At 64.0% G+C, this 23,472-nt stretch carries 29 protein-coding genes; 3 read left to right on the top strand and 26 right to left on the bottom strand.

The features are described 5' to 3' along the window. Nucleotides 1-6: 6 nt before the first annotated feature. Genes rplR through rpsJ form a run of 18 tightly spaced genes read right to left on the bottom strand, consistent with a single transcriptional unit; the run spans nt 7 to nt 8,059 of the window. Nucleotides 7-363, bottom strand: a complete 357-nt coding sequence (rplR, locus tag RSD66_RS06790) for a 50S ribosomal protein L18 (protein ID WP_003170019.1) — start codon at nt 361-363, stop codon at nt 7-9. 3 nt (nt 364-366) lie between these two features. Continuing rightward, nucleotides 367-900, bottom strand: a complete 534-nt coding sequence (gene rplF / locus RSD66_RS06785) for a 50S ribosomal protein L6 (protein WP_003170020.1) — start codon at nt 898-900, stop codon at nt 367-369. Nucleotide 901: 1 nt separating this feature from the next. Then, entirely contained in the window at nt 902-1,300 is a 399-nt protein-coding gene (gene rpsH, locus RSD66_RS06780; RefSeq protein ID WP_003170021.1) for a 30S ribosomal protein S8, read from the bottom strand. Between the two features lie 15 nt (nt 1,301-1,315). Beyond that, nucleotides 1,316-1,621, bottom strand: a complete 306-nt coding sequence (gene rpsN, locus RSD66_RS06775) for a 30S ribosomal protein S14 (RefSeq protein ID WP_003170022.1) — start codon at nt 1,619-1,621, stop codon at nt 1,316-1,318. Between the two features lie 19 nt (nt 1,622-1,640). Next, the gene (rplE, locus tag RSD66_RS06770) at nt 1,641-2,198 is read right to left on the bottom strand and encodes a 50S ribosomal protein L5 (RefSeq protein ID WP_024353169.1); all 558 of its coding nucleotides are present in this window, start codon (nt 2,196-2,198) and stop codon (nt 1,641-1,643) included. After that, nucleotides 2,198-2,506, bottom strand: coding sequence for a 50S ribosomal protein L24 (rplX, locus tag RSD66_RS06765; RefSeq protein WP_003170025.1), 309 nt, complete (start codon nt 2,504-2,506; stop codon nt 2,198-2,200). The genes rplE and rplX overlap by 1 nt, the downstream gene beginning before the upstream one ends. A 1-nt stretch (nt 2,507) precedes the next feature. Beyond that, entirely contained in the window at nt 2,508-2,876 is a 369-nt protein-coding gene (gene rplN / locus RSD66_RS06760) for a 50S ribosomal protein L14 (RefSeq protein ID WP_003164378.1), read from the bottom strand. An 18-nt stretch (nt 2,877-2,894) separates the two neighbouring features. Continuing rightward, a complete protein-coding gene (rpsQ, locus tag RSD66_RS06755; protein ID WP_003164377.1) occupies nt 2,895-3,137 on the bottom strand; it encodes a 30S ribosomal protein S17 in 243 nt (80 codons plus the stop codon). 10 nt (nt 3,138-3,147) lie between these two features. Continuing rightward, complete coding sequence (rpmC, locus tag RSD66_RS06750) at nt 3,148-3,345, bottom strand: 50S ribosomal protein L29 (protein ID WP_003164376.1); 198 nt, start codon at nt 3,343-3,345, stop codon at nt 3,148-3,150. After that, nucleotides 3,345-3,782, bottom strand: a complete 438-nt coding sequence (gene rplP, locus RSD66_RS06745) for a 50S ribosomal protein L16 (RefSeq protein WP_003164375.1) — start codon at nt 3,780-3,782, stop codon at nt 3,345-3,347. Before rplP ends, rpmC begins: the two co-directional genes overlap by 1 nt. Before the next feature lie 6 nt (nt 3,783-3,788). Further along, a complete protein-coding gene (gene rpsC, locus RSD66_RS06740; protein WP_003170027.1) occupies nt 3,789-4,535 on the bottom strand; it encodes a 30S ribosomal protein S3 in 747 nt (248 codons plus the stop codon). Further along, nucleotides 4,535-4,915, bottom strand: a complete 381-nt coding sequence (gene rplV / locus RSD66_RS06735) for a 50S ribosomal protein L22 (protein WP_024353170.1) — start codon at nt 4,913-4,915, stop codon at nt 4,535-4,537. Before rplV ends, rpsC begins: the two co-directional genes overlap by 1 nt. A gap of 3 nt (nt 4,916-4,918) precedes the next feature. Then, nucleotides 4,919-5,197, bottom strand: coding sequence for a 30S ribosomal protein S19 (gene rpsS, locus RSD66_RS06730; RefSeq protein WP_003164372.1), 279 nt, complete (start codon nt 5,195-5,197; stop codon nt 4,919-4,921). Between the two features lie 2 nt (nt 5,198-5,199). After that, a complete protein-coding gene (rplB, locus tag RSD66_RS06725) occupies nt 5,200-6,036 on the bottom strand; it encodes a 50S ribosomal protein L2 (RefSeq protein WP_024353171.1) in 837 nt (278 codons plus the stop codon). A 4-nt stretch (nt 6,037-6,040) separates the two neighbouring features. Continuing rightward, entirely contained in the window at nt 6,041-6,346 is a 306-nt protein-coding gene (locus RSD66_RS06720) for a 50S ribosomal protein L23 (protein ID WP_415289414.1), read from the bottom strand. Then, nucleotides 6,346-6,984 (bottom strand): 50S ribosomal protein L4, encoded by a 639-nt coding sequence (rplD, locus tag RSD66_RS06715; protein ID WP_119411693.1) that lies wholly within the window; start codon nt 6,982-6,984, stop codon nt 6,346-6,348. Before rplD ends, RSD66_RS06720 begins: the two co-directional genes overlap by 1 nt. Further along, nucleotides 6,984-7,730, bottom strand: coding sequence for a 50S ribosomal protein L3 (gene rplC / locus RSD66_RS06710; RefSeq protein ID WP_003170032.1), 747 nt, complete (start codon nt 7,728-7,730; stop codon nt 6,984-6,986). The genes rplD and rplC overlap by 1 nt, the downstream gene beginning before the upstream one ends. A gap of 23 nt (nt 7,731-7,753) precedes the next feature. Beyond that, complete coding sequence (gene rpsJ, locus RSD66_RS06705) at nt 7,754-8,059, bottom strand: 30S ribosomal protein S10 (protein ID WP_003164367.1); 306 nt, start codon at nt 8,057-8,059, stop codon at nt 7,754-7,756. Nucleotides 8,060-8,642: 583 nt separating this feature from the next. Between rpsJ and RSD66_RS06700 the strand changes: the two genes are divergently transcribed. Further along, on the top strand, nt 8,643-9,401 hold the full coding sequence (locus tag RSD66_RS06700) for an outer membrane protein (protein ID WP_119411691.1): 759 nt from the start codon (nt 8,643-8,645) through the stop codon (nt 9,399-9,401). A 450-nt stretch (nt 9,402-9,851) separates the two neighbouring features. Here RSD66_RS06700 and RSD66_RS06695 read toward each other — a convergent pair whose 3' ends face one another. From RSD66_RS06695 to RSD66_RS06685, 3 genes are all read right to left on the bottom strand, one after another. Beyond that, nucleotides 9,852-10,748 (bottom strand): GIN domain-containing protein, encoded by an 897-nt coding sequence (locus tag RSD66_RS06695; protein WP_415289413.1) that lies wholly within the window; start codon nt 10,746-10,748, stop codon nt 9,852-9,854. Nucleotides 10,749-10,834: 86 nt separating this feature from the next. Then, a complete protein-coding gene (locus tag RSD66_RS06690) occupies nt 10,835-11,767 on the bottom strand; it encodes a cupin-like domain-containing protein (RefSeq protein WP_415289412.1) in 933 nt (310 codons plus the stop codon). A 36-nt stretch (nt 11,768-11,803) separates the two neighbouring features. After that, entirely contained in the window at nt 11,804-12,937 is a 1,134-nt protein-coding gene (locus RSD66_RS06685) for a GNAT family N-acetyltransferase (protein WP_415289411.1), read from the bottom strand. A gap of 149 nt (nt 12,938-13,086) precedes the next feature. On the opposite strand from RSD66_RS06685, the gene RSD66_RS06680 reads away from it, so the two are divergent. Beyond that, nucleotides 13,087-13,251 (top strand): hypothetical protein, encoded by a 165-nt coding sequence (locus RSD66_RS06680; RefSeq protein ID WP_415289410.1) that lies wholly within the window; start codon nt 13,087-13,089, stop codon nt 13,249-13,251. Between the two features lie 195 nt (nt 13,252-13,446). On the opposite strand, the gene tuf is transcribed toward RSD66_RS06680, so the two are convergent. The 4 genes from tuf to rpsL all read right to left on the bottom strand — a co-directional run bounded on the left by tuf (nt 13,447) and on the right by rpsL (nt 17,864). After that, a complete protein-coding gene (tuf, locus tag RSD66_RS06675; RefSeq protein ID WP_024353177.1) occupies nt 13,447-14,637 on the bottom strand; it encodes an elongation factor Tu in 1,191 nt (396 codons plus the stop codon). Nucleotides 14,638-14,748: 111 nt separating this feature from the next. Continuing rightward, the gene (gene fusA / locus RSD66_RS06670) at nt 14,749-16,827 is read right to left on the bottom strand and encodes an elongation factor G (RefSeq protein WP_024355278.1); all 2,079 of its coding nucleotides are present in this window, start codon (nt 16,825-16,827) and stop codon (nt 14,749-14,751) included. A gap of 149 nt (nt 16,828-16,976) precedes the next feature. After that, the gene (rpsG, locus tag RSD66_RS06665) at nt 16,977-17,450 is read right to left on the bottom strand and encodes a 30S ribosomal protein S7 (protein ID WP_003168535.1); all 474 of its coding nucleotides are present in this window, start codon (nt 17,448-17,450) and stop codon (nt 16,977-16,979) included. A 39-nt stretch (nt 17,451-17,489) separates the two neighbouring features. Further along, a complete protein-coding gene (gene rpsL / locus RSD66_RS06660) occupies nt 17,490-17,864 on the bottom strand; it encodes a 30S ribosomal protein S12 (protein ID WP_003165508.1) in 375 nt (124 codons plus the stop codon). A gap of 370 nt (nt 17,865-18,234) precedes the next feature. On the opposite strand from rpsL, the gene RSD66_RS06655 reads away from it, so the two are divergent. Next, nucleotides 18,235-19,077 (top strand): hypothetical protein, encoded by an 843-nt coding sequence (locus RSD66_RS06655; protein WP_415289409.1) that lies wholly within the window; start codon nt 18,235-18,237, stop codon nt 19,075-19,077. A 136-nt stretch (nt 19,078-19,213) separates the two neighbouring features. Here RSD66_RS06655 and rpoC read toward each other — a convergent pair whose 3' ends face one another. After that, complete coding sequence (gene rpoC, locus RSD66_RS06650; RefSeq protein ID WP_346525535.1) at nt 19,214-23,407, bottom strand: DNA-directed RNA polymerase subunit beta'; 4,194 nt, start codon at nt 23,405-23,407, stop codon at nt 19,214-19,216. Between the last annotated feature and the right edge of the window lie 65 nt (nt 23,408-23,472).

Raw genomic sequence — 23,472 nt, 5'->3', positions numbered from 1 at the left:
GTTCCCTTAGAAGTTCAGGCCGGCTTCGCGCGCGGCTTCCGCCAGCGCCTTGACCCGGCCGTGATAGATGTAGCCGCCACGATCGAAGACGACGTCGGTGACGCCCTTCTCGATGGCGCGCTCGGCGATCAGCTTGCCGATCTTGGCAGCGGCTGCGACGTCCGAACCCTTGGACCCCTTGCCGCCTTCCAGCGACGAGGCGGAGGCCACCGTGACGCCCTGGGCGTCGTCGATGATCTGGGCCGAGATGTTCTTGTCCGAACGGTGAACCGACAGACGCAGGCGACCGTTGGCGACAGCCTTCAGGCGGCGGCGAGTGCGCTCGGCGCGGCGCTTGGCTTGTTGTTGAAGAGAGAGAGCCATGACTTACTTCTTCTTGCCTTCCTTGCGCCGGACGAATTCGCCCTGATAGCGCACGCCCTTGCCCTTATACGGCTCCGGCGGACGCATCTTGCGGATGACTGCGGCGATTTCACCAACGACCTGCTTGTCGGCGCCCGAGATCTTGATCTCGGTCTGCTTCGGCACAGCGAAGGTGACGCCTTCCGGCGGAGCGATGTCGACGTCGTGCGAGAAGCCGAGCTGCAGCGAGAGATCCTTGCCCTTCAGGGCGGCGCGGTAACCGACGCCGACCAGTTCCAGGGTCTTCTCGAAGCCTTCGGTCACGCCCGTCACCATGTTGGCGACCAGGGTGCGCGACAGGCCCCACATGGCCTTGGCGCGCTGCGTGTCCGAACGCGGGGTCAGCGACAGTTCGTCGCCTTCCTGCTTGACTTCGATCTCTTCGGCGACGGTCCAGGAGCGTTCGCCCTTCGGACCCTTCACGGTGATGTCCTGGCCGTTGAGCGTGACGGTCACGCCCTTCGGCACAGCGATGGTTTTCTTGCCGATACGAGACATATCAGTAGACCCTGCAGAGGACTTCGCCGCCGACGTTAGCGTCGCGGGCGGCGGCGTCGGACATGACGCCCTTCGAAGTCGAAAGGATCGAGATGCCGAGGCCGTTCTTGACCGGCTTCAGATCGCCGATGGCCGAATAGACGCGACGGCCGGGCTTCGACACGCGGGCGATCTCGGCGATCACCGGCTGGCCGTCGAAGTACTTCAGCTCGATCTCGAACTGCGGGAACTCGCCGGGGTTCTGAACCAGCGAATAGCCGCGGATGTAGCCCTCGTCCTGCAGCACGTCCAGGACGCGCTGGCGCAGGCGGGAAGCCGGGGTGAGCACCGACGAACGCTTGCGGGTGGCCGCGTTCTTGATGCGAGCGATCATGTCGCTCAGGGGATCGTTGATCATCATGTCTGTTCGCTCCCCTTACCAGCTCGACTTCGTCAGGCCGGGGATCTGACCCATGTTGCCCAGCTCACGCAGGGCGACACGGCTCATCTTGAGCTTGCGGTAATAAGCCCGCGGACGGCCCGTCACTTCGCAACGGTTGCGGATACGGCTCGGGGCCGAGTTGCGCGGCAGGGCCGCCAGCTTCAGGCGCGCATCGAAACGCTCCTCAAGCGGCAGGCTCTCGTCGTTGGCGATAGCCTTCAGGGCGTCCCGCTTCGCGGCATACTTCGCAACCAGGGCCTTGACGGCTTCGTTGCGGTTTACGGCGCTTTTCTTAGCCATTGTTCTCTTCCCTTCCCGCTCAGTTCACGAACGGGAACTTGAACTCGGTGAGGAGAGCCTTGGCTTCCTCATCGGTCTTGGCCGTGGTGCAGACGATGATGTCCATGCCCCACATCTGGTCGATCTGGTCGTAGTTGATCTCGGGGAACACGATGTGCTCCTTCAGACCCGTGGCGTAGTTGCCGCGACCGTCGAACGAGGTGCCCTTCAGGCCACGGAAGTCCTTCACGCGCGGCAGGGCGATCGTGATGAAGCGGTCCAGGAACTCGTACATCTGGGCGCCACGCAGAGTGACCTTCCCGCCGATGATCATGCCTTCGCGCAGCTTGAAGCCGGCGATGGAGTTACGAGCCTTGGTCGGCACGGCCTTCTGACCGGCGATGGCCGTCAGGTCCTTGAGGGCCGCAGTGGCCTTCTTGGAGTCCGCGACGGCTTCACCGATGCCCATGTTCAGGACGATCTTGTCCAGCTTGGGGATCTGCATCTCGTTCGTGTAGCCGAACTTTTCCTTCAGGGCGCCGCGGATGCGGTCCTGATAGTCGGTCTTGAGACGCGGCGTGTACTTGGTGTCGGCCATCAGATGACGTCTCCCGTCGACTTGGCGAAGCGGACCTTCTTGTCCCCCTCGACCTTGAAGCCCACGCGGGTCGCCTTGCCGTTGGCGTCGGCGATCGCGACGTTCGACAGGTGAAGCGAGGCTTCCTTGTGCTTGATGCCGCCTTGCGGGTCAGCCTGGGTCGGGCGCGTGTGGCGCTGGACCATGTTGACGCCTTGCACGACGACGCGGTTCTCGGTCGGCAGGACCTGCAGCACCTGGCCGGTGCGGCCCTTGTCCTTGCCGGTCAGGACGACGACCTTGTCGCCCTTTTTGATCTTGGCGGCCATGTTACAGGACCTCCGGAGCCAGCGAGATGATCTTCATGTGGTTCTTAGCGCGCAGCTCGCGCGGAACCGGGCCGAAGATACGGGTGCCGACAGGCTCGTTTTGCTTGTTGACGATGACGGCGGCCGACTTGTCGAAACGGATGACAGAGCCGTCCTTGCGCTGGATGTCCTTGGCGGTGCGCACGACGATGGCGCGAACGACGTCGCCCTTCTTCACGCGGCCGCGCGGAATCGCTTCCTTCACCGAGGCGACGATGGTGTCGCCGATCGAGGCGTAGCGGCGCTTGGAGCCGCCCAACACCTTGATGCACATGACCCGGCGAGCGCCCGAGTTATCGGCGACCTCCAGGTTAGTTTGCATCTGGATCATGGGATCCGATCCTTCTTCTTACGAAGCCGAAGACGGGGAAATGATTTCCCAGCGCTTCAACTTGGACTTGGGGGCGCATTCGATGATGCGCGCGATATCGCCGACTTTGAGAGCGTTAGCTTCATCGTGGGCGTGGTAGTTCTTGGACTTACGAACCGTCTTGCGGAGCAGCGGGTGCAGCAGGGTGCGCTCGACCTTCACGACGACGGTCTTGTCGCCCTTGTCGGAGACGACCACGCCTTCAAGAATGCGTTTGGGCATCGGTGTTTCCTTACGAGGCCGCACGCTTCTCGCGCAGAAGCGTCGAGATGCGAGCGATGTCCTTGCGCACTTCCGAGACCCGGTGGGTCTTTTCCATCTGGCCGGTGGCGGCCTGGAAGCGCAGGTTGAACTGTTCCTTCTTGAGCTTCAGCAGCTCGTCGGACAGTTGGTCGACGGTTTGCGACCGGAGATCGGCGATCTTGGTCATTAGGCGGCTTGCTCCGTAACGATGCCGGCGTCCAGGCGGGTGACCACCTTGGTGCGGATCGGCAGCTTGGCGGCGCCGAGGCGCAGCGCTTCACGAGCCACGTCGTCCGGCACGCCGTCGATTTCGAACATGATGCGGCCAGGAGCCACGCGAGCGGCCCAGTGGTCCACCGCGCCCTTGCCCTTACCCATCCGCACTTCGGCCGGCTTGCCGGAAACCGGCACGTCGGGGAAGATACGGATCCAGACGCGGCCCTGACGCTTCATCTGACGGGTGATCGCGCGGCGAGCCGCTTCGATCTGACGCGCCGTGATGCGCTCCGGCTCGACGGCCTTCAGACCGTAGGAGCCGAAGTTCAGCGAGAAACCACCCTTGGACGAGCCGTGGATGCGGCCCTTGAAGGCCTTGCGGTACTTGGTCTTTTTCGGTTGCAACATGGCCTATCAGCCCTCACGACCACGGCGCGGACCGCGATCACCGCGGGGGCCGCGCTCACGGCCTTCGTTGGACGACGGACCCGAGGCTTCCTGGGCCCAGCGCTTGTCCTGGGCCATCGGGTCGTGCTCGAGCACTTCACCCTTAAACACCCAGACCTTCACGCCAATGATGCCGTAGGTCGTCTTGGCTTCATAGAAGCCGTAGTCGATGTCGGCGCGCAGCGTGTGAAGCGGCACGCGACCTTCGCGGTACCATTCCATACGAGCGATTTCGGCGCCGCCCAGACGGCCCGAGACGTTGATGCGGACGCCCTTGGCGCCCAGGCGCATGGCCGACTGCATCGAACGCTTCATGGCGCGGCGGAACGCGATACGGCGTTCCAGCTGCTGAGCGATGTTCTCGGCGATCAGCTGAGCGTCGGTCTCCGGCTTGCGGACCTCGACGATGTTCAGGTGAACTTCGCCTTCGGTGCGAGCCGCGATGTCCTTGCGCAGCTTCTCGATGTCAGCGCCCTTCTTGCCGATCACGACACCCGGACGGGCAGCGTAGATCGTCACGCGGCACTTCTTGTGCGGACGCTCGATGATGATGCGCGACACGCCGGCGGCCGACAGGCGTTCCTTCAGCCACGTGCGCAGCTTCAGGTCCTGGTGGAGCAGTTTGGCGTAGTCGGCGCCGCCGGCGAACCAGCGGCTGTCCCACGTGCGGTTCACGCCGAGGCGCAGACCGATCGGATTGATTTTCTGACCCATCAGGCGGCCTCACCTGCTTCGCGAACCACGATGGTGATTTCGCTGAACGGTTTCAGGATGCGCGACGAGCGGCCGCGAGCACGGCTCGCGAAACGCTTCATCACCAGGTTCTTGCCCACGAAGGCCTCGGCGACGACCAGGTTGTCGATGTCGAGGTTGTGGTTGTTCTCGGCGTTTGAGACGGCCGAGTACAGGACCTTGCGGACGTCGCCGGCGATGCGCTTGCGGCTGAATTCCAGCTCGTTGAGAGCCTTCTGCACCGGCAGGCCGCGGATCGATTGGGCCACCAGGTTCAGCTTCTGAGGGCTGATGCGGACGTTGACCAGCTTGGCGCGGGCCTCGGTCGTCGCAACGCGACGGGGGTTCTTGGTCTGGGCCATGGATTACTTCCTCTTGGCCTTCTTGTCCGCCGCGTGGCCCGGGAAGTTCCGGGTCGGGGCGAACTCGCCGAACTTCATGCCGACCATTTCTTCGGAGACCGACACCGGCACATGCTTCTGGCCGTTGTGGACGCCGAACGTCAGACCGACGAACTGCGGCAGGATGGTGGAGCGGCGCGACCAGGTCTTGATCACGTCCTTGCGGCCCGACGATTGAGCGGCGTCGGCCTTCTTGAGCAGATACCCGTCGACAAACGGGCCTTTCCAGGAGGAGCGGGCCATTCTTAGCGAGCCTTCTTCACGTGACGGCTACGGATGATGAACTTATCCGTCGCCTTGTTCTTGCGGGTACGAGAGCCCTTGGTGTCCTTGCCCCACGGCGTAACCGGGGTACGACCACCAGAGGTCCGGCCTTCACCACCACCATGCGGGTGGTCGATCGGGTTCATGGCGACGCCGCGAACGTGCGGACGCCAGCCCATGTGACGCTTGCGACCGGCCTTGCCCAGGTTCTGGTTCATGTGCTCGGGGTTCGACACGGCGCCGACCACGGCCAGGCACGAGTCCAGAACCATGCGCAGCTCGCCCGAGCCCAGACGGATCTGAGCGTAGCCCTGGTCGCGACCGACCAGTTGAGCGTAGGCGCCGGCCGAACGGGCCAGCTGAGCGCCCTTGCCCGGCTTCATCTCCACGTTGTGGATGATGGTGCCGACCGGCATCGAACGCAGGGGCATGGCGTTGCCCGGCTTCACGTCGACCTTTTCACCCGCGACGATGGTGTCGCCGGCGTGCAGGCGCTGAGGCGCGATGATGTAGGTCTTCTCGCCGTCGGCGTAGTTCACCAGAGCGATGAAGGCCGTGCGGTTCGGGTCGTATTCCAGACGCTCGACCGTGCCGACCACGTCGAACTTGCGACGCTTGAAGTCGATCTTGCGGTACAGCTTCTTGGCGCCGCCGCCGCGGAAGCGGACAGCGATACGACCGCCCTGACCACGGCCGCCCGACTTGGTCAGGCCCTCGGTCAGCGACTTCTCCGGGCGGCCCTTGTGCAGCTCGGAGCGGTCGACCAGCACCAGGGCGCGGCGGCCCGGCGACGTCGGATTGTAATGCTTCAGAGCCATCTTCTTAGAGCCCCGTCGTGACGTCGATCGACTGACCATCGGCCAGCGTCACGATCGCTTTCTTGATGTCCACGCGGCGACCGAGGATGCCCCGGAAGCGCTTGGTCTTACCCTCTTGAACCAGGGTGTTGACCTTGAGGACGTTGACTTTGAATAGGCTTTCGACCGCAGCGGCGATCTCGTCCTTGGTCGCCGTGCCGGCGACGCGGAACACGACCTTGTTCTGCTCCGACAGGATCGTGGCCTTCTCGGTGATCACCGGAGCCAGGATGGTGTCGTAGTGCTTGGCGGTGGGTTGAGCGGCGGCCATTATGCGGCTTCCTTCTCAGCGAAGCGGGCCTCGATCGCCTCGACGGCGGCCTTGGTCAGCACCAGTTTGTCCGCCCGCAGGATGTCATAGACGTTCAGGCCGGCGTTCGGCAGCACGTCGATGTGCGGGATGTTGCGCGCGGCCAGGCCGAAGTTGGCTTCGACTTCCGGACCCGCGATGATCAGAGCCTTGGTCCAGCCCAGCTTGCCGAAGGTTTCGCGCAGAGCGGCCGTCTTCGGCTCCTTGACCGAGACGCTGTCGACAACGACCAGATCGCCGGCCTTAACCTTGGACGACAGGGCGTGCTTCAGCGCCAGGGCGCGGACCTTTTTCGGCAGCGAGAAGCCGTGGTCGCGGACGACCGGGCCGAACGCCGGCGAACCGCCGACGAACTGGGGCGCACGACGCGAGCCGTGACGGGCGCCGCCCGTGCCCTTCTGCTTGTACATCTTCTTGCCCGTACGAGAGTTCTCGTTGCGGGTTTGAACCTTGTGGGTGCCGGCGCGGCGCTTGGCCAGCTGCCAGTTGACGTAACGGGCCAGCAGGTCGCCGCGGATGTCGGAGATGCCGAAGACGGCGTCCGACAGCTCAACGTCGCCAGCAGCCTTGCCGTCGAGTTTGATGACCGAGAGTTTCATTACGCTTCACCGCCTTCGGTCGCTTCCACGGCCGGAGCTTCTTCAGCCGGCGTCGAAGCGGGTTGAGCAGCAGCCGACTTGACGGCGCCCGGGAACGGGGCGTCCGACGGACGGGCCTTCTTGATGGCGTCGCTGATCTTGACGTAGGCGCCGTCGTGACCCGGGACAGCGCCCTTGATCAGGATCAGGCCACGCTCGGCGTCGACGCGGACGACGGTCAGGTTCTGGGTGGTGACGACTTCCTGGCCCAGGTGGCCGGCCATCTTCTTACCCTTGAAGACCTTGCCCGGATCCTGACGCTGGCCGGTCGAACCGTGCGAGCGGTGCGAAATCGACACGCCGTGCGAAGCACGCAGACCGCCGAAGTTCCAGCGCTTCATGGCGCCGGCAAAGCCCTTACCGATGGTATGGCCCTGGATGTCGACCTTCTGACCCGCGAGGAAGTGGTCGGCCGACAGTTCGGCGCCCACGTCCAGCAGGGCGTCTTCGCCCACGCGGAACTCAGTCACATAGGCCTTCGGCTCGACCTCGGCCTTCGCGAAAACTTCGCGTTGAGCCTTGGCCGTGTTCTTGGCCTTCTTAACGCCAGCGCCCAGCTGAAGGGCGACGTAGCCGTCGCGCTCCTTGGTACGTTGGCCGACGACTTGGCAGCCGTCGAGCTGGAGTACAGTGACCGGAACGTGTGCGCCGTCATCGGCGAACACGCGGGTCATCCCCAGCTTCTTGGCGATCACGCCCGTGCGCATGTCGGATCCCGCCTCTTTCTTTCTTAGATCTTGATCTCGACGTCCACGCCAGCGGACAGGTCGAGCTTCATGAGCGCGTCCACGGTCTGCGGGGTGGGGTCGACGATGTCGAGCACGCGTTTGTGCGTGCGGATTTCAAACTGCTCACGCGACTTCTTGTCGACGTGCGGCGAGCGGTTCACGGTGAACTTTTCGATCAGGGTCGGCAGCGGGATCGGACCACGAACGGTCGCGCCCGTGCGCTTGGCGGTGTTGACGATTTCGCGCGTCGAAAAGTCGAGGACGCGATGATCGAAGGCCTTGAGCCTGATGCGGATGCTTTGATCCATATCGGTTGTTATTCCCATGCGGCCGGAGCCGCGTCCCTGTGAACCATTTCAAAGACCGAAGCCCCGAGACGAAAACTCGCCCCCAGGAAACGCAAATCCGCAAAAACGAGCGGCCCACGCAGTCCCCCGCGAAGGCCGTAAGTTCCCAAGAAGCTGCAAAGAACAGTAACTTAGGTCGTTCCTGCGGACCGCGTCTGCACCCGAAAGTGCACAGCCGGTCCAACAAGAGGGGCGCTTATGCCCTCCGATTCCGTTTCCGTCAAGCGTGGAAATCCCCGCCCCGTCAGGGTTTGCGACTCACCGCCCGCGCTGCCCCCAGAAACGATGCGGCGCAACATAACACGGGCTGATTGTTAGGGACTACGGCCGGAAAGCGGCCATATGAACGCCCCGGAAAGGCGCCGCCGCAATGCTCGCCGTATACTGACGCACTTATGCCTCAATGCGTCACTTTTGGGCAACATCGCCCCCGATGTGACGAGGCCATGACATGTTTGTTACGGCAAAGGGCGAAACTGCGACCTATGTCTTGCCCATCGCCGGGCGGCTCAGCTTCCCGGCGGCAGTACATAAGGACAAAAAAATGAAAACCGTCTTTCTCGCTTCGGTCGCCGCCGCGACCCTGATCGCTGCTCCCGCCTTCGCCCAAGACGCCATCGGCTCGGCCGGCATCGCCTATAACTACGCCGACGTGGACGGCACGGACGTGAACCGCGGCGTCATCGACGGCACCGTCGCCTCGTCGGTGTTCGGCGACTGGACCGTGACCTTCAACGCTGAAGCCGCCTATACCGACGTCAAGCACGGTGGCGACGAAACCACCCTGGCCGGCGCCGTCCACCTGTCGAAGAAGATCGAAGACATGCGCTTCGGCGGCTTCTACGGCGCTTCGGAACTGGGCGCGACCACGCTGAACACCTTCGGCCTGGAAGGCCAGAAGTACCTGGACCGCGCCACCCTGACGGGCGTCGTCTCGTACGGCACGGCTGCTGACGCCGACATCTGGACCGTGGCCGGCGACGCCGCCTTCTACGCCACGCCGCAACTGCGCCTGAGCGGCGGCGCCGCCTACACCAACGTCGACGCCGACAACATCTTCATCGGCGCCGGCGACGTGGACGCCTGGTCGGCTGGCGTGGCTGCCGAGTATCAGTTCGCCAATTCGCCGTACTCGGTCTTCGGCGGCTACGACTACGTCAAGTCCTCGGACCTGGACGTCGACGCCAACGTCTTCAAGATCGGCATGCGCTACAGCTTCGGCGGCGGTCTGCAAGCCCGCGACCAAGCCGGCGCCAACCTGGGCCGCACGCATAACGGCGTCGCCGCCCTGTTCGGCCACTAAGACGTCTGCGCGGTCCGCAAGGGCCGCATGGAACGACGAAACCCCGGCGGAGCGATCCGCCGGGGTTTTTGTTTTCTCGTATCCATGATATGCTAATAGCGGATTTTACATTGCGCAAGGATCTGACATGAAGCTCTTTTATGCTATCGTCGCGTTTACTATTATCAGTTCCCACACAACCGCAGAGGCCTCAGCAAATGCTCGCGAGAAAGCGTGCGAGTCCAGCTACACTCAGAAAATAGATACTTGCAATTATTTTTTCCCTATTACTGAACAAAGAGGAATGTGGTCGGAATGCATGAATGTAGCAACCCAACAATATGGTGAATGCATGAGAATGGCGGGCCCCATTCAAATGGACACACTTCCAGAATTTTAGGACCATCCGTAAAGCGCGTCTAAAGGGCCTATATCTTGCAAGATATAGGCCCTTTCTTTCACAAGATGAAGTCAACCCCCAATTTGCAAATCGCCTGACCCCACAACAGCTCGCGACACTAGACCGGTCACTTTGGACACACGTACATTGCCTGACCCCGCGATGGCGGCTTCGACACTCCTCGCCGTCCCATCAAAGCGTACATTGCCAGATCCATTGATAGCGGCCTCTAAGCTTAATGCTTGCCCGTTCCGAATCCATATGTCGCCCGAGCCACTTATTGAAATATCCGCGTCCCCATTCATGCTAGCCACAGTAACATTGCCCGACCCACTAGATGAGATGTCAAGATCTCTGGTCGCGCCCGCCGAAATCGACCCAGATCCGCTCACTGAAATATCGAGCGAGGATGATGTACCGGTACGGATATTTCCAGAACCGCTCATCACCACACCTAGCGTTTCTTCGACGTTGGCCACAGTCCAGGAGCCGCAGCCGCCAGAGCCAAGATCGACCGAGCGGGCGCCGCGCCCGATGGAGCCAAACACAGCCCCTCCCCCGTTAACGTCCACGTCGCGCGGCGTGCGCAGGACGATCATCGGCGCATCCTCCATCCGGATTCGCCCCTTGCCCCGCACCTCGACCGTGGCGCCGTCGCCGGGCTGGCGAGCGTCAGCCCGGCCGTTGTTGCACGAACCGATCAGGCCGCTGTTGAAGCCCATGCCGCGCGAACGACCCAGGCCTCCGTCGATGCGCACCTGATCGCCGCGACGCTCGATACGCAGTTCCGGCAGATCGGCTGAACCCTGGGTGATCTCCACCCCGACATCCGCGCGGTCTTCCGGAATGACGATCACACGCGCCACCGCATTGCGGATGGTCACTTCGGCGGCGAACGCCGGAGCCGCCAGAACGGCGGATGCGGCCAGGGCGGATCCCAAGGCGGCGGCGATAGCGGCGGGTTTCATCAGCGAGCTCTCCCTGTCTCTGTGTCCAGACGAAACTGAGGGCCCCACGCCGCAAAGTCAGTTTAAATCGAGGTCATGAACCCCTTTTAACCTTGCCCCCCCGCCGGCTCGGCGTTCAGTCGCCCGGCGCCGTCCACGGCGCCCGCCTCAGGCACGAAGTCACGCTCGAAGTTCTCCAGGCGGCTCTTCAGGGCGCCGGTCTTCTTCAGCAACACCGACGCCGCCCAGCGCGCGGCCAGTTCAGGCGTTCCCATCTGATCGGTCGAACGGGGCGCCCCTCCCCGGCTGCGCAGCACAGCGTTGGTATAGAGAGCGCCTCGTCTCAGTCGCGAACTCCAGGTCTGGAAGTCGACCGACAGGGAGACGCAGAACCGATCCAGATTCTCCACCCGATGCGGCGCAAAGAAGGGCCAGGTCAGCGCCTGCCCGGGTTCCAAGTCGATCGCCCGGGCGTCCTGTTCAAAGGCGCGGACATAGGGGATTTCCTCGGTCGTCTGCCGCGCGATCACCTGCTCCATGCTGCGCTCAGGCAGATGCGCCTCATCGCCCGGAAAGACGAACAGCCGCTTGCGGCCGCGCATGTGGAACAGGATCACCCCCGACGCGTCGAAATGATAGGGCACACGAGCCTTCGGCGACGACAGGATCAGCTGACCATTGCGGCTGACCGCCTTCAGGCCCGGATAGGCGTCGCCCATGATCCGGTCGAACTCGGCCATTGTCGCCTGCCACAACTCGGGCCAGCCGCGCTCGACGTCGCGCATATTGACCCACAACCGGCCCTGCTGGATCGCCTCCAGCAGTTCCGCCCCGTTCAGCCGCCCGCGAGCGCCCGTGCGCAGGCTGACCTGCCCTTCGTCGTCGTAGTCGTAGAGGTTGATGTCGAACAGATCCGCAGGATACCGGTCCAGCACTTCGGCCAGCGCCTGATCCTCGGCGAAGCCGTTGGCGACCAGGGCATGAGCATGGACTGCCGCCTGGCTGATCGGACCCGCATAACGCGTCATGGAAGCCGTCATTCCGTTTCCTCCTCTACCGGCCTGTCCGGCCGCCCTCTATTTCCGCAACATGTCGACGGCGGCGCGCAACGCCCCCGAAGCTCGGCCCGTCAAACTCGTTTCACACGCCTCGATCACGGCCCAGCGGCGCCGCGTACTGGTGCGCAGACGCTGCGCCCGCTCACGGCCCGCCAGGCCGACAGCGGCGCTCATCGTGGCGCACAGGGCCCTGGACACGCCGGGCCGGGTCACGACGCCTTCGGCGGTCACCAGGCCGCCGTCATCGTAGTATTTCTTGTAGTAGCCGCCTACGCCGACGCCGTAGTCGAAGATCCGGTAACCCCGTTCGGACCCCAGCCGGATCGTCTCCTGCGTCAGCACTATGCCCGGCGACCAGCGCGCGACTTCCTGATTATAGACCGGGAACCACAGGTGGAAATGACGTCCCGCGTGCATGGAATATTCCATCGCCACCACGCGGCCATCGACACGCAGCACCGCCATCGACGCGCCGAAACCGTCTTCGCCCTCGCAGTCCATCAGGGCGTGCAGGACCTGACCGGTCCAGCCGCAGGCGAAAATGTCATGCAGCCCGGTGCGGCGATACTGCTCGCTCTTTTCGATGATCAGCCGCTCCAGCAGAGCGTGATCATGGAGGCCGATCTCGATCTCTACCGTCTTGAAGGCGCCGTCCAGCCCCCGCCGCGAACGCTCCTTGTCCTTGAAGTATTTCGGAAAGGCTTTCCTGCGCCGCGCGTACCAGGCGTCGAAGCCGCCTTCGTCCGGCACGACCGAGACGACGCTGTGATGGCGGGGCATCTGTTCCGGCGCTTCGCCGATCCAGGCGGCGGCGGCGAAGCGCGGTGCGCCCAGCAGGCGCGCCGCTTCCTGCATCGAGGGCTTCTGATCCTTGGGACCGATGACCCCGTGATAGTCGTTCATCGGCGCCGCCAGCGGCTGGATCGTCCCGCCCCGGCGCTGATGCGGATAATATCCGACGACGCGACCGTCCCGTTTGAAGACAGCCACCGCCGAGCCGGGACAGATCGCCCCCGCCGTGCGCGCGAACTCCCAACGGAAATAGGGGCTGCTCAGGTCGGGATCCGCGCGCGCCCAGTCATTCCACTGTGCGCCCTCATCGGGCGTCAGCTCGTCCAGGCTGCGGATTTCGACTGATAGTGGTCCCGACATGACGCTCCCTTCGGAACGATCAAAGCAAGTCCCGTTCCATCCCTGCCTGATAAGGCCAAGCTCTTGAGGCGGGGTTAGCGCGCAGTCGCGTTGGCGCAGAAACGGAGCCTCTTGTCGCCCCCGGCATTGTCTTTAGCAGGAGGTCCCTCATGACAACGCCCCGCCCCAAGGCACGCGAAACCGAGAACGAGAACCAGCGCCCCGATAAGGCCGGTCATCCGCCGCGCCCCGCGACCGAACCGAAAGGCGCCGAAGGCAGCAGCAACTCCGGCCGCACCGAAACCGACCCAGCGACCGGCGAACCGAACAGCTGAATGCAAAACGGCCCCCGGATCGCTCCAGGGGCCGCTCTGTTACGCTTTACTCTTGGCCTAACGCCCTTGCGGGCTGCGTGAGGCCATTACTGCGGCCTAACGCCCTTGCGGGCTGCTTGAGGCCGGTACTCTTACGCTTACTCGTTACTGGCGAACCAGCGAGGGCCGAGGCCCTCGCTCATTCTGACGTCGATATTACTCGACGATCTTGGCCACGACGCCGGCGCCGACGGTGCGGCCGCCTTCGCGGATGGCGAAGCGCAGCTTCTCTTCCATCGCGATCGGCGTGATCAGCTCGACGTCCAGCTCGGCGTTGTCGCCCGGCATGATCATTTCCACGCCTTCCTTCAGGCGCACGATGCCGGTCACGTCCGTCGTGCGGAAGTAGAACTGCGGGCGGTAGTTCGTGAAGAACGGCGTGTGACGGCCGCCTTCTTCCTTGTTCAGGATGTAGGCTTCAGCCACGAACTTGGTGTGCGGGGTGATCGAACCCGGCTTGCACAGCACCTGGCCGCGCTCGACGTCTTCACGCTTGGTGCCGCGCAGCAGCACGCCCACGTTGTCGCCCGCCTGGCCCTGGTCCAGCAGCTTGCGGAACATTTCGACGCCCGTGCAGGTCGTCTTCTGAACCGGACGGATGCCGACGATTTCGACTTCTTCACCGACCTTGACGATGCCGCGCTCGACGCGACCCGTCACCACGGTGCCGCGGCCCGAGATCGAGAACACGTCTTCGACCGGCATCAGGAACGGCATGTCGATCGGGCGTTCCGGTTGCGGGATGTAGCTGTCGACCGCCGCCATCAGCTCCAGGATGCGCTCTTCGCCGATCTGCGGATCGCGGTCTTCGACGGCGGCCAGGGCCGAGCCCTTCACGACCGGGATGTCGTCGCCCGGGAACTGGTACGAGCTGAGCAGCTCGCGCACTTCCATTTCGACCAGCTCCAGCAGTTCCTCGTCGTCGACCATGTCGACCTTGTTCAGGAACACGACCAGAGCCGGAACGCCGACCTGACGCGACAGCAGGATGTGCTCGCGGGTCTGCGGCATCGGGCCGTCAGCGGCCGAGCACACCAGGATCGCGCCGTCCATCTGGGCGGCGCCCGTGATCATGTTCTTCACGTAGTCGGCGTGGCCCGGGCAGTCCACGTGCGCGTAGTGACGGTTGGCCGTCTCATATTCCACGTGCGACGTGTTGATCGTGATGCCGCGCGCTTTTTCTTCCGGCGCGTTGTCGATGTCGGCGTAGTTCATCGCCTTGCTGCCGCCGGCCTTCGCCAGCGTCATCGAGATCGCCGCCGTCAGCGTCGTCTTGCCGTGGTCAACGTGACCGATCGTGCCGATGTTCACGTGCGGCTTGGTGCGTTCGAACTTTTCCTTGGCCATTCTCTAGCTCCTGGAATCCCCAAAACGGGGGTCCAAATGGGTTTGGGGATAGATGGGGCGATTTGTGCTCAAACCGCCCCGTTTTCAAGTGCGTCCGTCGGAAAGACGGACTTAGGCGTACTTCTTGATCACTTCGTCGGCGACGTGTTGCGGCACCGCTTCATAGTGGTCGTACTGCATGGTGAACTGGGCGCGGCCCTGCGACATGCCGCGCAGCGTGTTCACATAGCCGAACATGTTGGCCAGCGGCACGAAGGCGTTCACGACGACGGCGTTGCCGCGCATGTCCTGACCCTGGATCATGCCGCGACGGCCGTTCAGGTCGCCGATGATCGAACCCAGGTACTCTTCCGGGGTCACGACCTCGACGGCCATGATCGGCTCGAGCAGCTTCGGTCCGCCCTTTTCCTTCAGTTCGCGGAACGCGGCGCGCGAGGCGATTTCAAACGCCAGCACCGAGGAGTCGACGTCGTGGAAGGCGCCGTCGATCAGGGTCGCCTTGACGTCGATGACCGGGAAGCCGGCCAGCAGGCCGTTGTCCTTGGCCGACTTCAGGCCCTTTTCCACGCCCGGGATGTATTCCTTGGGCACGGCGCCGCCGACGATGGCCGACTCGAAGACGAAGTCCGAACCCGGCTCGCCCGGCTCGAACACCAGCTTGACGCGGGCGAACTGGCCCGTACCGCCGGTCTGCTTCTTGTGGGTGTAGTCGATCTCGGCCTTGCGGCTGATGGATTCGCGATAGGCCACCTGCGGCGCGCCGATGGTCGCTTCGACCTTGTAGGTGCGCTTCAGGATGTCGATCTTGATGTCCAGGTGCAGCTCGCCCATGCCCTTCAGGATCGTCTGGCCCGACTCGTGGTCGGTCGAGACGGTGAAGGACGGATCTTCCGAAGCCAGCTTGGCCAGGGCGACGCCCAGCTTCTCCTGGTCGGCCTTGGTCTTGGGCTCGACGGCGATCTCGATCACCGGCGCCGGGAATTCCATCTTCTCGAGGATGACCGGCGACTTCAGCGGATCACACAGGGTGTCGCCGGTGCGGGTTTCCTTCAGGCCGGCCAGGGCGACGATGTCGCCGGCGTAGGCTTCCTTGATGTCTTCACGGTTGTTCGAGTGCATCAGCAGCATGCGGCCGACGCGCTCGCGCTTGTCGCGCGACGAGTTCAGCAGCGACTGGCCGGTTTCCATCTTGCCCGAGTAGATGCGGCAGAAGGTGATCGAACCGACGAAGGGGTCGTCCATGATCTTGAACGCCAGGACCGACAGGGCTTCATCGTCCGAAGCCTGACGCGAGGTCGGCTCTTCGGTCTTGAAGTCGATGCCCGGAATGGCGGGGATGTCCACCGGCGACGGCAGATAGTCGACGACGGCGTCCAGCAGCGGCTGCACGCCCTTGTTCTTGAAGGCCGAGCCGCAGAGGATCGGATAGAAGGCGCCCGAAATCACGGCCTTGCGGATGCAGCGCTTCAGCACTTCGACCGAAGGCTCTTCGCCGCCCAGGTAGGACTCCATGGCCTCGTCGTCGATCTCGACGGCGTTGTCGACCAGGTACTGGCGGGCTTCGGCGGCGGCGTCGGCCAGATCAGCCGGGATGTCGCGCACGTCAGCGGAAGCGCCGACTTGGTCGGTTTCCCAGACCAGGGCCTTCATCTCGACCAGGTCGATCACGCCCTTCAGGTTCGATTCCGAACCGATCGGCAGTTGGATCGGCACAGCCTTGGCGCCCAGACGGTCGCGGATCGACTCGACCGACTTCTCGAAGTCGGCGCCGATCTTGTCCATCTTGTTGACGAAGACGATGCGCGGAACCTTGTATTTGTCGGCCTGACGCCAGACGGTTTCCGTCTGCGGCTCAACACCGGCGTTGCCGTCCAGAACGGTCACGGCGCCGTCGAGCACGCGCAGCGAACGCTCGACTTCAATGGTGAAGTCCACGTGGCCGGGGGTGTCGATGATGTTGAGACGCTTCTCTTTCCAGAAGGCGGTCGTCGCGGCCGACGTGATGGTGATGCCGCGTTCCTGTTCCTGATCCATCCAGTCCATGGTGGACGCGCCGTCGTGCGTCTCGCCCATTTTGTGGTTCTTGCCGGTGTAGAACAGAATCCGCTCGGTCGTCGTCGTCTTGCCCGCGTCGATGTGGGCCATGATGCCGAAGTTGCGGTAGTCTTCGATTTTATGTGTGCGGGGCATTCGATTTGCCTTCCGGGAGCTTCGCGGACGCGCGAGCGCCCTGGGGTGTCGGATATGACGGCGCGGGCAGTTCAGTCTGAACGCCCGCGCCGGATCGTCTGATTAGCGACCGCCCCATTATCCGAAGAACAGGGACGGTTTTAAGACGTTTACCAGCGGTAGTGGCTGAAGGCGCGGTTGGCTTCGGCCATCTTGTGGGTGTCTTCACGCTTCTTGACGGCGGTGCCGCGGTTGTTCGAGGCGTCCAGCAGCTCGGCGGCCAGCTTTTCGGTCATGGTGTTTTCGCCGCGGTTGCGCGCAGCGTTGACCAGCCAGCGGATGGCCAGGGCGCGACGACGGTCCGGACGGACCTCGACCGGCACCTGATAGGTGGCGCCGCCGACGCGACGCGAGCGGACTTCGACGGCCGGGGCGACGTTTTCCAGCGCAGCGTGGAAGGTCTCGACCGCAGTCTGTTCCTTCTTCTTCTCCGCCAGGATGTCGAAGGCGCCGTAAACGATGTTTTCGGCGACGGCCTTCTTACCTTCGTACATGACGTAGTTCATGAACTTGGTGACCACCAGGTCGCCAAACTTCGGATCCGGCAGAACTTCACGCTTCTGAGCGCGGTGACGACGGGACATGGATGTATCCTCTTAAATCTGTAGGGCGCTAGGAGCGGATTACTTCGGACGCTTGGCGCCGTAGTGCGAACGACGCTGCTTGCGGTCCTTGACGCCCTGGGTGTCGAGCACGCCGCGCAGGATGTGGTAGCGAACGCCGGGCAAGTCCTTCACGCGGCCGCCGCGGATCAGCACGACCGAGTGCTCCTGCAGGTTGTGGCCTTCGCCGGGGATGTAGCACACGGCTTCGACGCCGTTCTTGGCCAGACGGACCTTGGCGACCTTACGCAGAGCCGAGTTCGGCTTCTTCGGGGTCGTGGTGTAGACGCGGGTGCAGACGCCGCGGCGCTGGGGCGAACCTTCCAGGGCCGGGACCTTGTTACGGACCGGCTTGGGTTTGCGGGGCTTGCGGATCAGCTGGTTGATCGTGGGCATTCGAATTCGTCTCTTTTCGATGTGGAGGCGTGTGTCTTTCGACCGGAGCGCCTCATGAGCCTTCTTTTGAACGGGACCGAAGCCCCGCCCGGGTGTTATCGAGCCGAACGAGACGCCCAAACAGAAAAACCGGAACGCGCGCTTCGGGCGTTCCGGCGGGCGCAGCCCGTCCGTTCGATTGTCACGATCTGAGCGAACGGCGAACCGCCCACCTCTCGAAAGTGCGCGGCTTCTACGCGCGATCCGTTAACAGGTCAAGGGTTTCGCAGACGCGTCCGCCTCATCGTACGCCGTTAGTCCTGTTCAACGCTCCGCCCACATATCGCCACGCTTGCAAAGCCATGTTCTCCTTGAGGGATGGGGAGGTCGCATGACCGTCGCGGTTCTGGACAGATTGAGCCTGGGCCGCCAGTCCGGCCGACAACGCGCGGTGACGATCGGCGCGTCCGTAGTGATCCACGGCCTGCTGCTGGCCCCCCTCGCCTTCCATACCGTCAGACCGGCGCCGAATCTGAATCAGACCGCCCCTGCCGTCGTCTATCTGGATATAGAGCCGCGCCCTCTTCTGCCCCATGAGCGGCCTCGCCTTCCTACGGTCGCCTCAGCTCCCGCTCCGCAGGTCCGCCCCGCAGGTCCGGTCAGCCGCCAGCCAGCGCCCGCTCTTCCCTCCGTGGAACGCCCTGCCCCGCTGGCCCCGCGCCTGGCCCGCGAGGCCCCGGAGGGCACGCCCGCGCCGCCCGCCGAACAGGCCGCCGATCCCTGGCAGGTAACGCCGGAAAGCCAGGCCGCCGCCACCGCGCGCGCCCTGCGCACCTCTCCGGTCGGCTGCCGCTCGCCGGAACTGCTGACCCGCGCTGAACGGGTGATCTGCGACGAGCGCTTCAACGAGCGCGCGGCCGAAGCGGCGGCGCGGCGCCCCATCACCGGCAGCGGAAATCCTGATCGCGACACGCGCTTTGCTCGCGAAGGCGCGCGCGAGCTGCAACGCTATGAGGCCAAACGTCGCCCTCTCAGCGGGGGCGTCGGCGTTCTGGCGCCGCAGGACTGCCCCGGCTCCAACTTCGGCACGGGCTGCGCGGGCGCCCATCTGGATTCCTCGATGCAGATGGACTCCAGCCGCAACGTCCAGACCCGCCGTGACGGCGCCCCTGCCTCCGGCCGCCCGATGACGCCCGGCGCCGCCGGACCGCGCGAGCCCATGCGGCCGCAGTAGGCTTTCGGCGCACCCCTCCTCAGCTCGCCCACGCCCACGCCCAACGGCCTCAAGCAGCGCAGAGCGCGGCAGGCCAACAAAAAAGAGCGGCGCCTTTCGGCGCCGCCCTCCTCAGTCTTTCAGGTCTGAACCCGGATCAGTCGGCCGACTGCTCCAGCTCCAGGGCCAGATCCGCGGGAAGCGGTTCGACCGCCTCTTCGCGGGCCTGGGTCAGCACAGCGTCGCGCTCGTTGGCGATCTTCTGCAGGCTGCGCAGGTAGGCGCCGGTGCCGGCCGGGATCAGGCGACCAACGATGACGTTTTCCTTCAGGCCTTCCAGCGTGTCCTTCTTGCCGTGGACCGAAGCCTCGGTGAGGACGCGGGTGGTTTCCTGGAACGACGCCGCCGAGATGAAGCTGCGGGTCTGCAGCGACGCCTTGGTGATGCCCAGCAGGACCGGCTGCACGGTGGCGATACGGCCGCCGCGCTTCTCGACCTTGGCGTTCTCGATATCGACTTCGACCTTATCGACGTGGTCGCCCTTGATGAGCGTCGTCTCGGCGGAGTCGATGACTTCGACCTTCTGCAGCATCTGGCGAACGATCACCTCGATGTGCTTGTCGTTAATCGGCACGCCCTGCAGTCGGTAGACCTCCTGCACTTCGTTCACCAGATACTCGGCCAGCGCTTCGACGCCCTGGATGCGCAGCAGGTCGTGCGGATCCGGGTTGCCGTCGATGATGTAGTCGCCCTTCTGGATCAGATCGCCGTCGTGGACGGAGATATGCTTGCCCTTCGGGATCAGGAACTCGACCGCTTCGCCCTGGTTGCCGTCGGCATCCGGCTCCGGGGTGATCTTGATGCGGCGCTTGTTCTTGTAGTCGCGACCGAATTCGACGCGACCGTCCATCTCGGCGATGACCGCGCAGTCCTTAGGACGACGGGCTTCGAACAGCTCGGCAACACGCGGCAGACCGCCGGTGATGTCGCGGGTCTTGGCGCCCTCGGTCGGGATACGGGCGATGATGTCGCCCGGCTTGGTCTCGTCGCCATTGGCCACCGACAGGATGGCGCCGACGGGCAGCAGGTAACGCGCGTCAGAACCGCTCGACAGCTTGGCGTAGCTGTCGCCCTGGGTGACGCCCATGGCCGGACGCAGGTCCGCGCCGCGCGGGCTGGCGCGCCAGTCGGAGACGACGCGCTGGGCGATGCCCGTGGCCTCGTCGGTCTCTTCCTTGACGGACAGGCCGTCGACCAGGTCCTCGAAACGCACCACGCCGCCGACTTCCGTCAGGATCGGGGTGGTGTAGGGGTCCCACTCGGCCAGACGCTGGTTCTTGGTCACCTCGGCGCCGTCCTTGACGCGCAGGCGCGCGCCGTAAGGCACCTTGTAGGATTCGCGGTCCTTGCCGTCGACGGTCACCGTGACCACCACGTTGCGGCTCATGGACACCGGGTCGCCGTGTGCGGCGATAACGGTCGGTCCGACGACCTTGATGACGCCGGCGTTGGTCGCCTCGAAGAAGGAGGTCTCCGCCACCTGAGCCGTACCGCCGATGTGGAAGGTCCGCATCGTCAGCTGGGTGCCCGGCTCGCCGATCGACTGGGCGGCGATGACGCCCACCGCTTCGCCGATGTTGACGTTGGTGCCGCGCGCCAGGTCACGACCGTAGCAGGTCGCGCAGATGCCGGTTTCGGCTTCACAGGTCAGGGCCGAACGGACCTTGATGGACTGGACGCCCACCTTGTCGATCAGCTCGACTTCCTCTTCCTGCAGATAGGTGTCGGCAGGGAACAGGACTTCGCCGCCCGGCTCCTTGATGTCTTCGGCCGCGTAACGGCCCAGCACGCGCTGGCCCAGCGAAACGAGCACGTCGCCGCCTTCGACCACGGCGCGCAGGGTGATGCCGCGCGTCGAGCCGCAGTCTTCCTCGGTGACGATGGAGTCCTGCGCCACGTCCACCAGACGACGGGTCAGATAACCCGAGTTGGCGGTCTTCAGGGCGGTGTCGGCCAGACCCTTACGGGCGCCGTGGGTGGAGTTGAAGTATTCAAGGACGGTCAGACCTTCCTTGAAGTTCGAGATGATCGGCGTCTCGATGATCTCGCCCGAAGGCTTGGCCATCAGGCCGCGCATCCCGCCCAGCTGCTTCATCTGGGCCTGCGAGCCACGAGCGCCCGAGTTGGCCATCATGAAGACCGAGTTGATGTCCGGCTCCTGACCCTTGATCAGCACGCGCGGCTGGGCGATTTCGCCCATCATCTCATCGGCGATCTTGTCCGTGGCCTTGGCCCAGGCGTCGACGACCTTGTTGTACTTCTCGCCCTTGGTGATCAGGCCGTCGGCGTACTGTTGCTCGTACTCCTCGACCTGGGTGCGGGTCTCGTTGACCAGCTGTTCCTTCTTGGCCGGGATGACGATGTCGTCCTTGCCCACCGAGATGCCGGCCTTGGCCGCCTCGCGGAAGCCCATCTGCATCATCTGGTCGGCGAAGATGACCGTCGCCTTCTGACCGCAGTGACGGTAGACCTGATCGATCAGGTTGCCGATCTCCTTCTTGGTCAGGTTCTTGTCCAGAAGGTTGTACCCGATGTTCGGGTTCAGCGGCAGCAGGGCGCCCAGCTTCATCCGGCCCGGCGTGGTGTCGATCACCTTGGTCACGACTTCGCCTTCCGAGTTCATCTCGGTCCAGCGCGCCTTGATCTTGGTGTGCAGGGTCACGACACGGGCGTCCAGCGCCGCGTCGATTTCGCCCATGTTGGCGAACAGCTTGCCTTCGCCGGGCTGCTTTTCCTTGACCAGCGACAGGTAGTACAGGCCGAGCACGATGTCCTGCGACGGCACGATGATCGGCTTGCCGTTGGCGGGCGACAGGATGTTGTTTGTCGACATCATCAGCACGCGCGCTTCCAGCTGGGCCTCAAGGCTCAACGGGACGTGCACGGCCATCTGGTCGCCGTCGAAGTCAGCGTTGAACGCCGTACAGACCAGCGGGTGCAGGCGGATGGCCTTGCCCTCGATCAGTTTGGGCTCGAACGCCTGGATGCCCAGACGGTGCAGCGTCGGGGCGCGGTTCAGCAGAACCGGGTGCTCGCGGATGACCTCGTCCAGGATGTCCCAGACGGCGGGCTGTTCACGCTCGACCATACGCTTGGACTGCTTGACGGTGCCCGACAGGCCCTTGGCGTCCAGACGCGCGTAGATGAACGGCTTGAAGAGCTCCAGCGCCATCTTCTTGGGCAGGCCGCACTCGTGCAGCTTCAGCTCGGGGCCCACGGTGATGACCGAACGGCCCGAGTAGTCGACGCGCTTGCCCAGCAGGTTCTGACGGAAGCGACCCTGCTTGCCCTTCAGCATGTCGGCCAGCGACTTCAGCGGACGCTTGTTGGCGCCCGTGATCACGCGGCCGCGACGACCGTTATCGAACAGGGCGTCGACCGACTCCTGCAGCATCCGCTTTTCGTTGCGGATAATGATGTCCGGCGCGCGCAGTTCGATCAGGCGCTTCAGGCGGTTGTTCCGGTTGATGACCCGGCGATACAGGTCGTTCAGGTCCGAGGTGGCGAAGCGGCCGCCGTCCAGCGGCACCAGCGGACGCAGTTCCGGCGGGATGACCGGGACGATGGTCAGGATCATCCACTCGGGCTTGTTGCCCGACTCGATGAAGGCCTCCAGCAGCTTCAGGCGCTTGGACGCCTTCTTGGCCTTCAGCTCCGACGGGTTGTCGGCCAGTTCGGCGCGGTGCTTCTCGGCCTCGGCGTTCAGGTCGATCGCCATCAGCAGGTTGCGGACCGCCTCGGCGCCGATCTCAGCGGTGAAGCCGTCGTCGCCGAACTCTTCCTGATAGTGATAGAATTCGTCTTCCGTCAGCAGCTGGTTCTGCTTCAGCGGGGTCAGGCCCGGCTCGGTGACGATGTAGTTCTCGAAGTACAGGACGCGCTCGACGTCCTTCAGCGCCATGTCCAGCATCAGCGAGATGCGGCTCGGCAGCGACTTCAGGAACCAGATGTGGGCGACCGGGGCTGCCAGGTCGATGTGGCCCATGCGCTCGCGGCGGACGCGGGCCAGGGTGACCTCAACGCCGCACTTCTCGCAGATGATGCCCTTGTACTTCATGCGCTTGTACTTGCCGCACAGGCATTCGTAGTCCTTGGTCGGGCCAAAGATACGGGCGCAGAACAGGCCGTCACGCTCGGGCTTGAACGTGCGGTAGTTGATGGTTTCCGGCTTCTTGATCTCGCCGAACGACCACGAACGGATCTTCTCCGGCGAGGCCAGGGCGATCTTGATCTGGTCGAAGGTCGGGGTGACCGGGACCGGGTTGAAGATGTTCAGGACTTCCTGGTTCATCTTTTTTCCTTCTGCGGGAATGCCCCGCGAAAATCATTCAGAGAGGAGAACAGGCGGACCGCCCT

Source organism: Brevundimonas sp. S1H14, assembly GCF_047716865.1.
GTDB classification, from domain to species: Bacteria; Pseudomonadota; Alphaproteobacteria; order Caulobacterales; family Caulobacteraceae; genus Brevundimonas; species Brevundimonas naejangsanensis.
Note: the sequence above shows the minus strand (reverse complement) of the source record. Positions and strands in the feature narration are given on the sequence as shown.

Coding starts and splice junctions, on each gene's coding strand:
- rpoC (WP_346525535.1), bottom strand. CDS start 23,407: ATGAACCAGGAAGTCCTGAACATCTTCAACCCGGTCCCGGTCACCCCG.
- rplP (WP_003164375.1), bottom strand. CDS start 3,782: ATGTTGCAACCGAAAAAGACCAAGTACCGCAAGGCCTTCAAGGGCCGC.
- rplN (WP_003164378.1), bottom strand. CDS start 2,876: ATGATCCAGATGCAAACTAACCTGGAGGTCGCCGATAACTCGGGCGCT.
- rplR (WP_003170019.1), bottom strand. CDS start 363: ATGGCTCTCTCTCTTCAACAACAAGCCAAGCGCCGCGCCGAGCGCACT.
- tuf (WP_024353177.1), bottom strand. CDS start 14,637: ATGGCCAAGGAAAAGTTCGAACGCACCAAGCCGCACGTGAACATCGGC.
- rpsC (WP_003170027.1), bottom strand. CDS start 4,535: ATGGGTCAGAAAATCAATCCGATCGGTCTGCGCCTCGGCGTGAACCGC.
- RSD66_RS06690 (WP_415289412.1), bottom strand. CDS start 11,767: ATGACGGCTTCCATGACGCGTTATGCGGGTCCGATCAGCCAGGCGGCA.
- rpsG (WP_003168535.1), bottom strand. CDS start 17,450: ATGTCCCGTCGTCACCGCGCTCAGAAGCGTGAAGTTCTGCCGGATCCG.
- rplE (WP_024353169.1), bottom strand. CDS start 2,198: ATGGCCGACACCAAGTACACGCCGCGTCTCAAGACCGACTATCAGGAC.
- rplC (WP_003170032.1), bottom strand. CDS start 7,730: ATGCGCACGGGCGTGATCGCCAAGAAGCTGGGGATGACCCGCGTGTTC.
- rplF (WP_003170020.1), bottom strand. CDS start 900: ATGTCTCGTATCGGCAAGAAAACCATCGCTGTGCCGAAGGGCGTGACC.
- fusA (WP_024355278.1), bottom strand. CDS start 16,827: ATGCCCCGCACACATAAAATCGAAGACTACCGCAACTTCGGCATCATG.
- rpsN (WP_003170022.1), bottom strand. CDS start 1,621: ATGGCTAAGAAAAGCGCCGTAAACCGCAACGAAGCCGTCAAGGCCCTG.
- rplX (WP_003170025.1), bottom strand. CDS start 2,506: ATGGCCGCCAAGATCAAAAAGGGCGACAAGGTCGTCGTCCTGACCGGC.
- RSD66_RS06695 (WP_415289413.1), bottom strand. CDS start 10,748: ATGAAACCCGCCGCTATCGCCGCCGCCTTGGGATCCGCCCTGGCCGCA.
- rpsH (WP_003170021.1), bottom strand. CDS start 1,300: ATGATGATCAACGATCCCCTGAGCGACATGATCGCTCGCATCAAGAAC.
- rpsJ (WP_003164367.1), bottom strand. CDS start 8,059: ATGGATCAAAGCATCCGCATCAGGCTCAAGGCCTTCGATCATCGCGTC.
- rpsS (WP_003164372.1), bottom strand. CDS start 5,197: ATGGCCCGCTCCTCCTGGAAAGGCCCGTTTGTCGACGGGTATCTGCTC.
- rpmC (WP_003164376.1), bottom strand. CDS start 3,345: ATGACCAAGATCGCCGATCTCCGGTCGCAAACCGTCGACCAACTGTCC.
- RSD66_RS06720 (WP_415289414.1), bottom strand. CDS start 6,346: ATGGCCGCCGCTCAACCCACCGCCAAGCACTACGACACCATCCTGGCT.
- rpsQ (WP_003164377.1), bottom strand. CDS start 3,137: ATGCCCAAACGCATTCTTGAAGGCGTGGTCGTCTCCGACAAGGGCGAC.
- RSD66_RS06680 (WP_415289410.1), top strand. CDS start 13,087: ATGACAACGCCCCGCCCCAAGGCACGCGAAACCGAGAACGAGAACCAG.
- RSD66_RS06700 (WP_119411691.1), top strand. CDS start 8,643: ATGAAAACCGTCTTTCTCGCTTCGGTCGCCGCCGCGACCCTGATCGCT.
- RSD66_RS06685 (WP_415289411.1), bottom strand. CDS start 12,937: ATGTCGGGACCACTATCAGTCGAAATCCGCAGCCTGGACGAGCTGACG.
- rplB (WP_024353171.1), bottom strand. CDS start 6,036: ATGGCTCTGAAGCATTACAATCCGACGTCGCCGGGCCGCCGCGCCCTG.
- rplV (WP_024353170.1), bottom strand. CDS start 4,915: ATGGCCCAGACCAAGAACCCCCGTCGCGTTGCGACGACCGAGGCCCGC.
- rplD (WP_119411693.1), bottom strand. CDS start 6,984: ATGAAACTCTCGGTCATCAAACTCGACGGCAAGGCTGCTGGCGACGTT.
- rpsL (WP_003165508.1), bottom strand. CDS start 17,864: ATGCCCACGATCAACCAGCTGATCCGCAAGCCCCGCAAACCCAAGCCG.
- RSD66_RS06655 (WP_415289409.1), top strand. CDS start 18,235: ATGACCGTCGCGGTTCTGGACAGATTGAGCCTGGGCCGCCAGTCCGGC.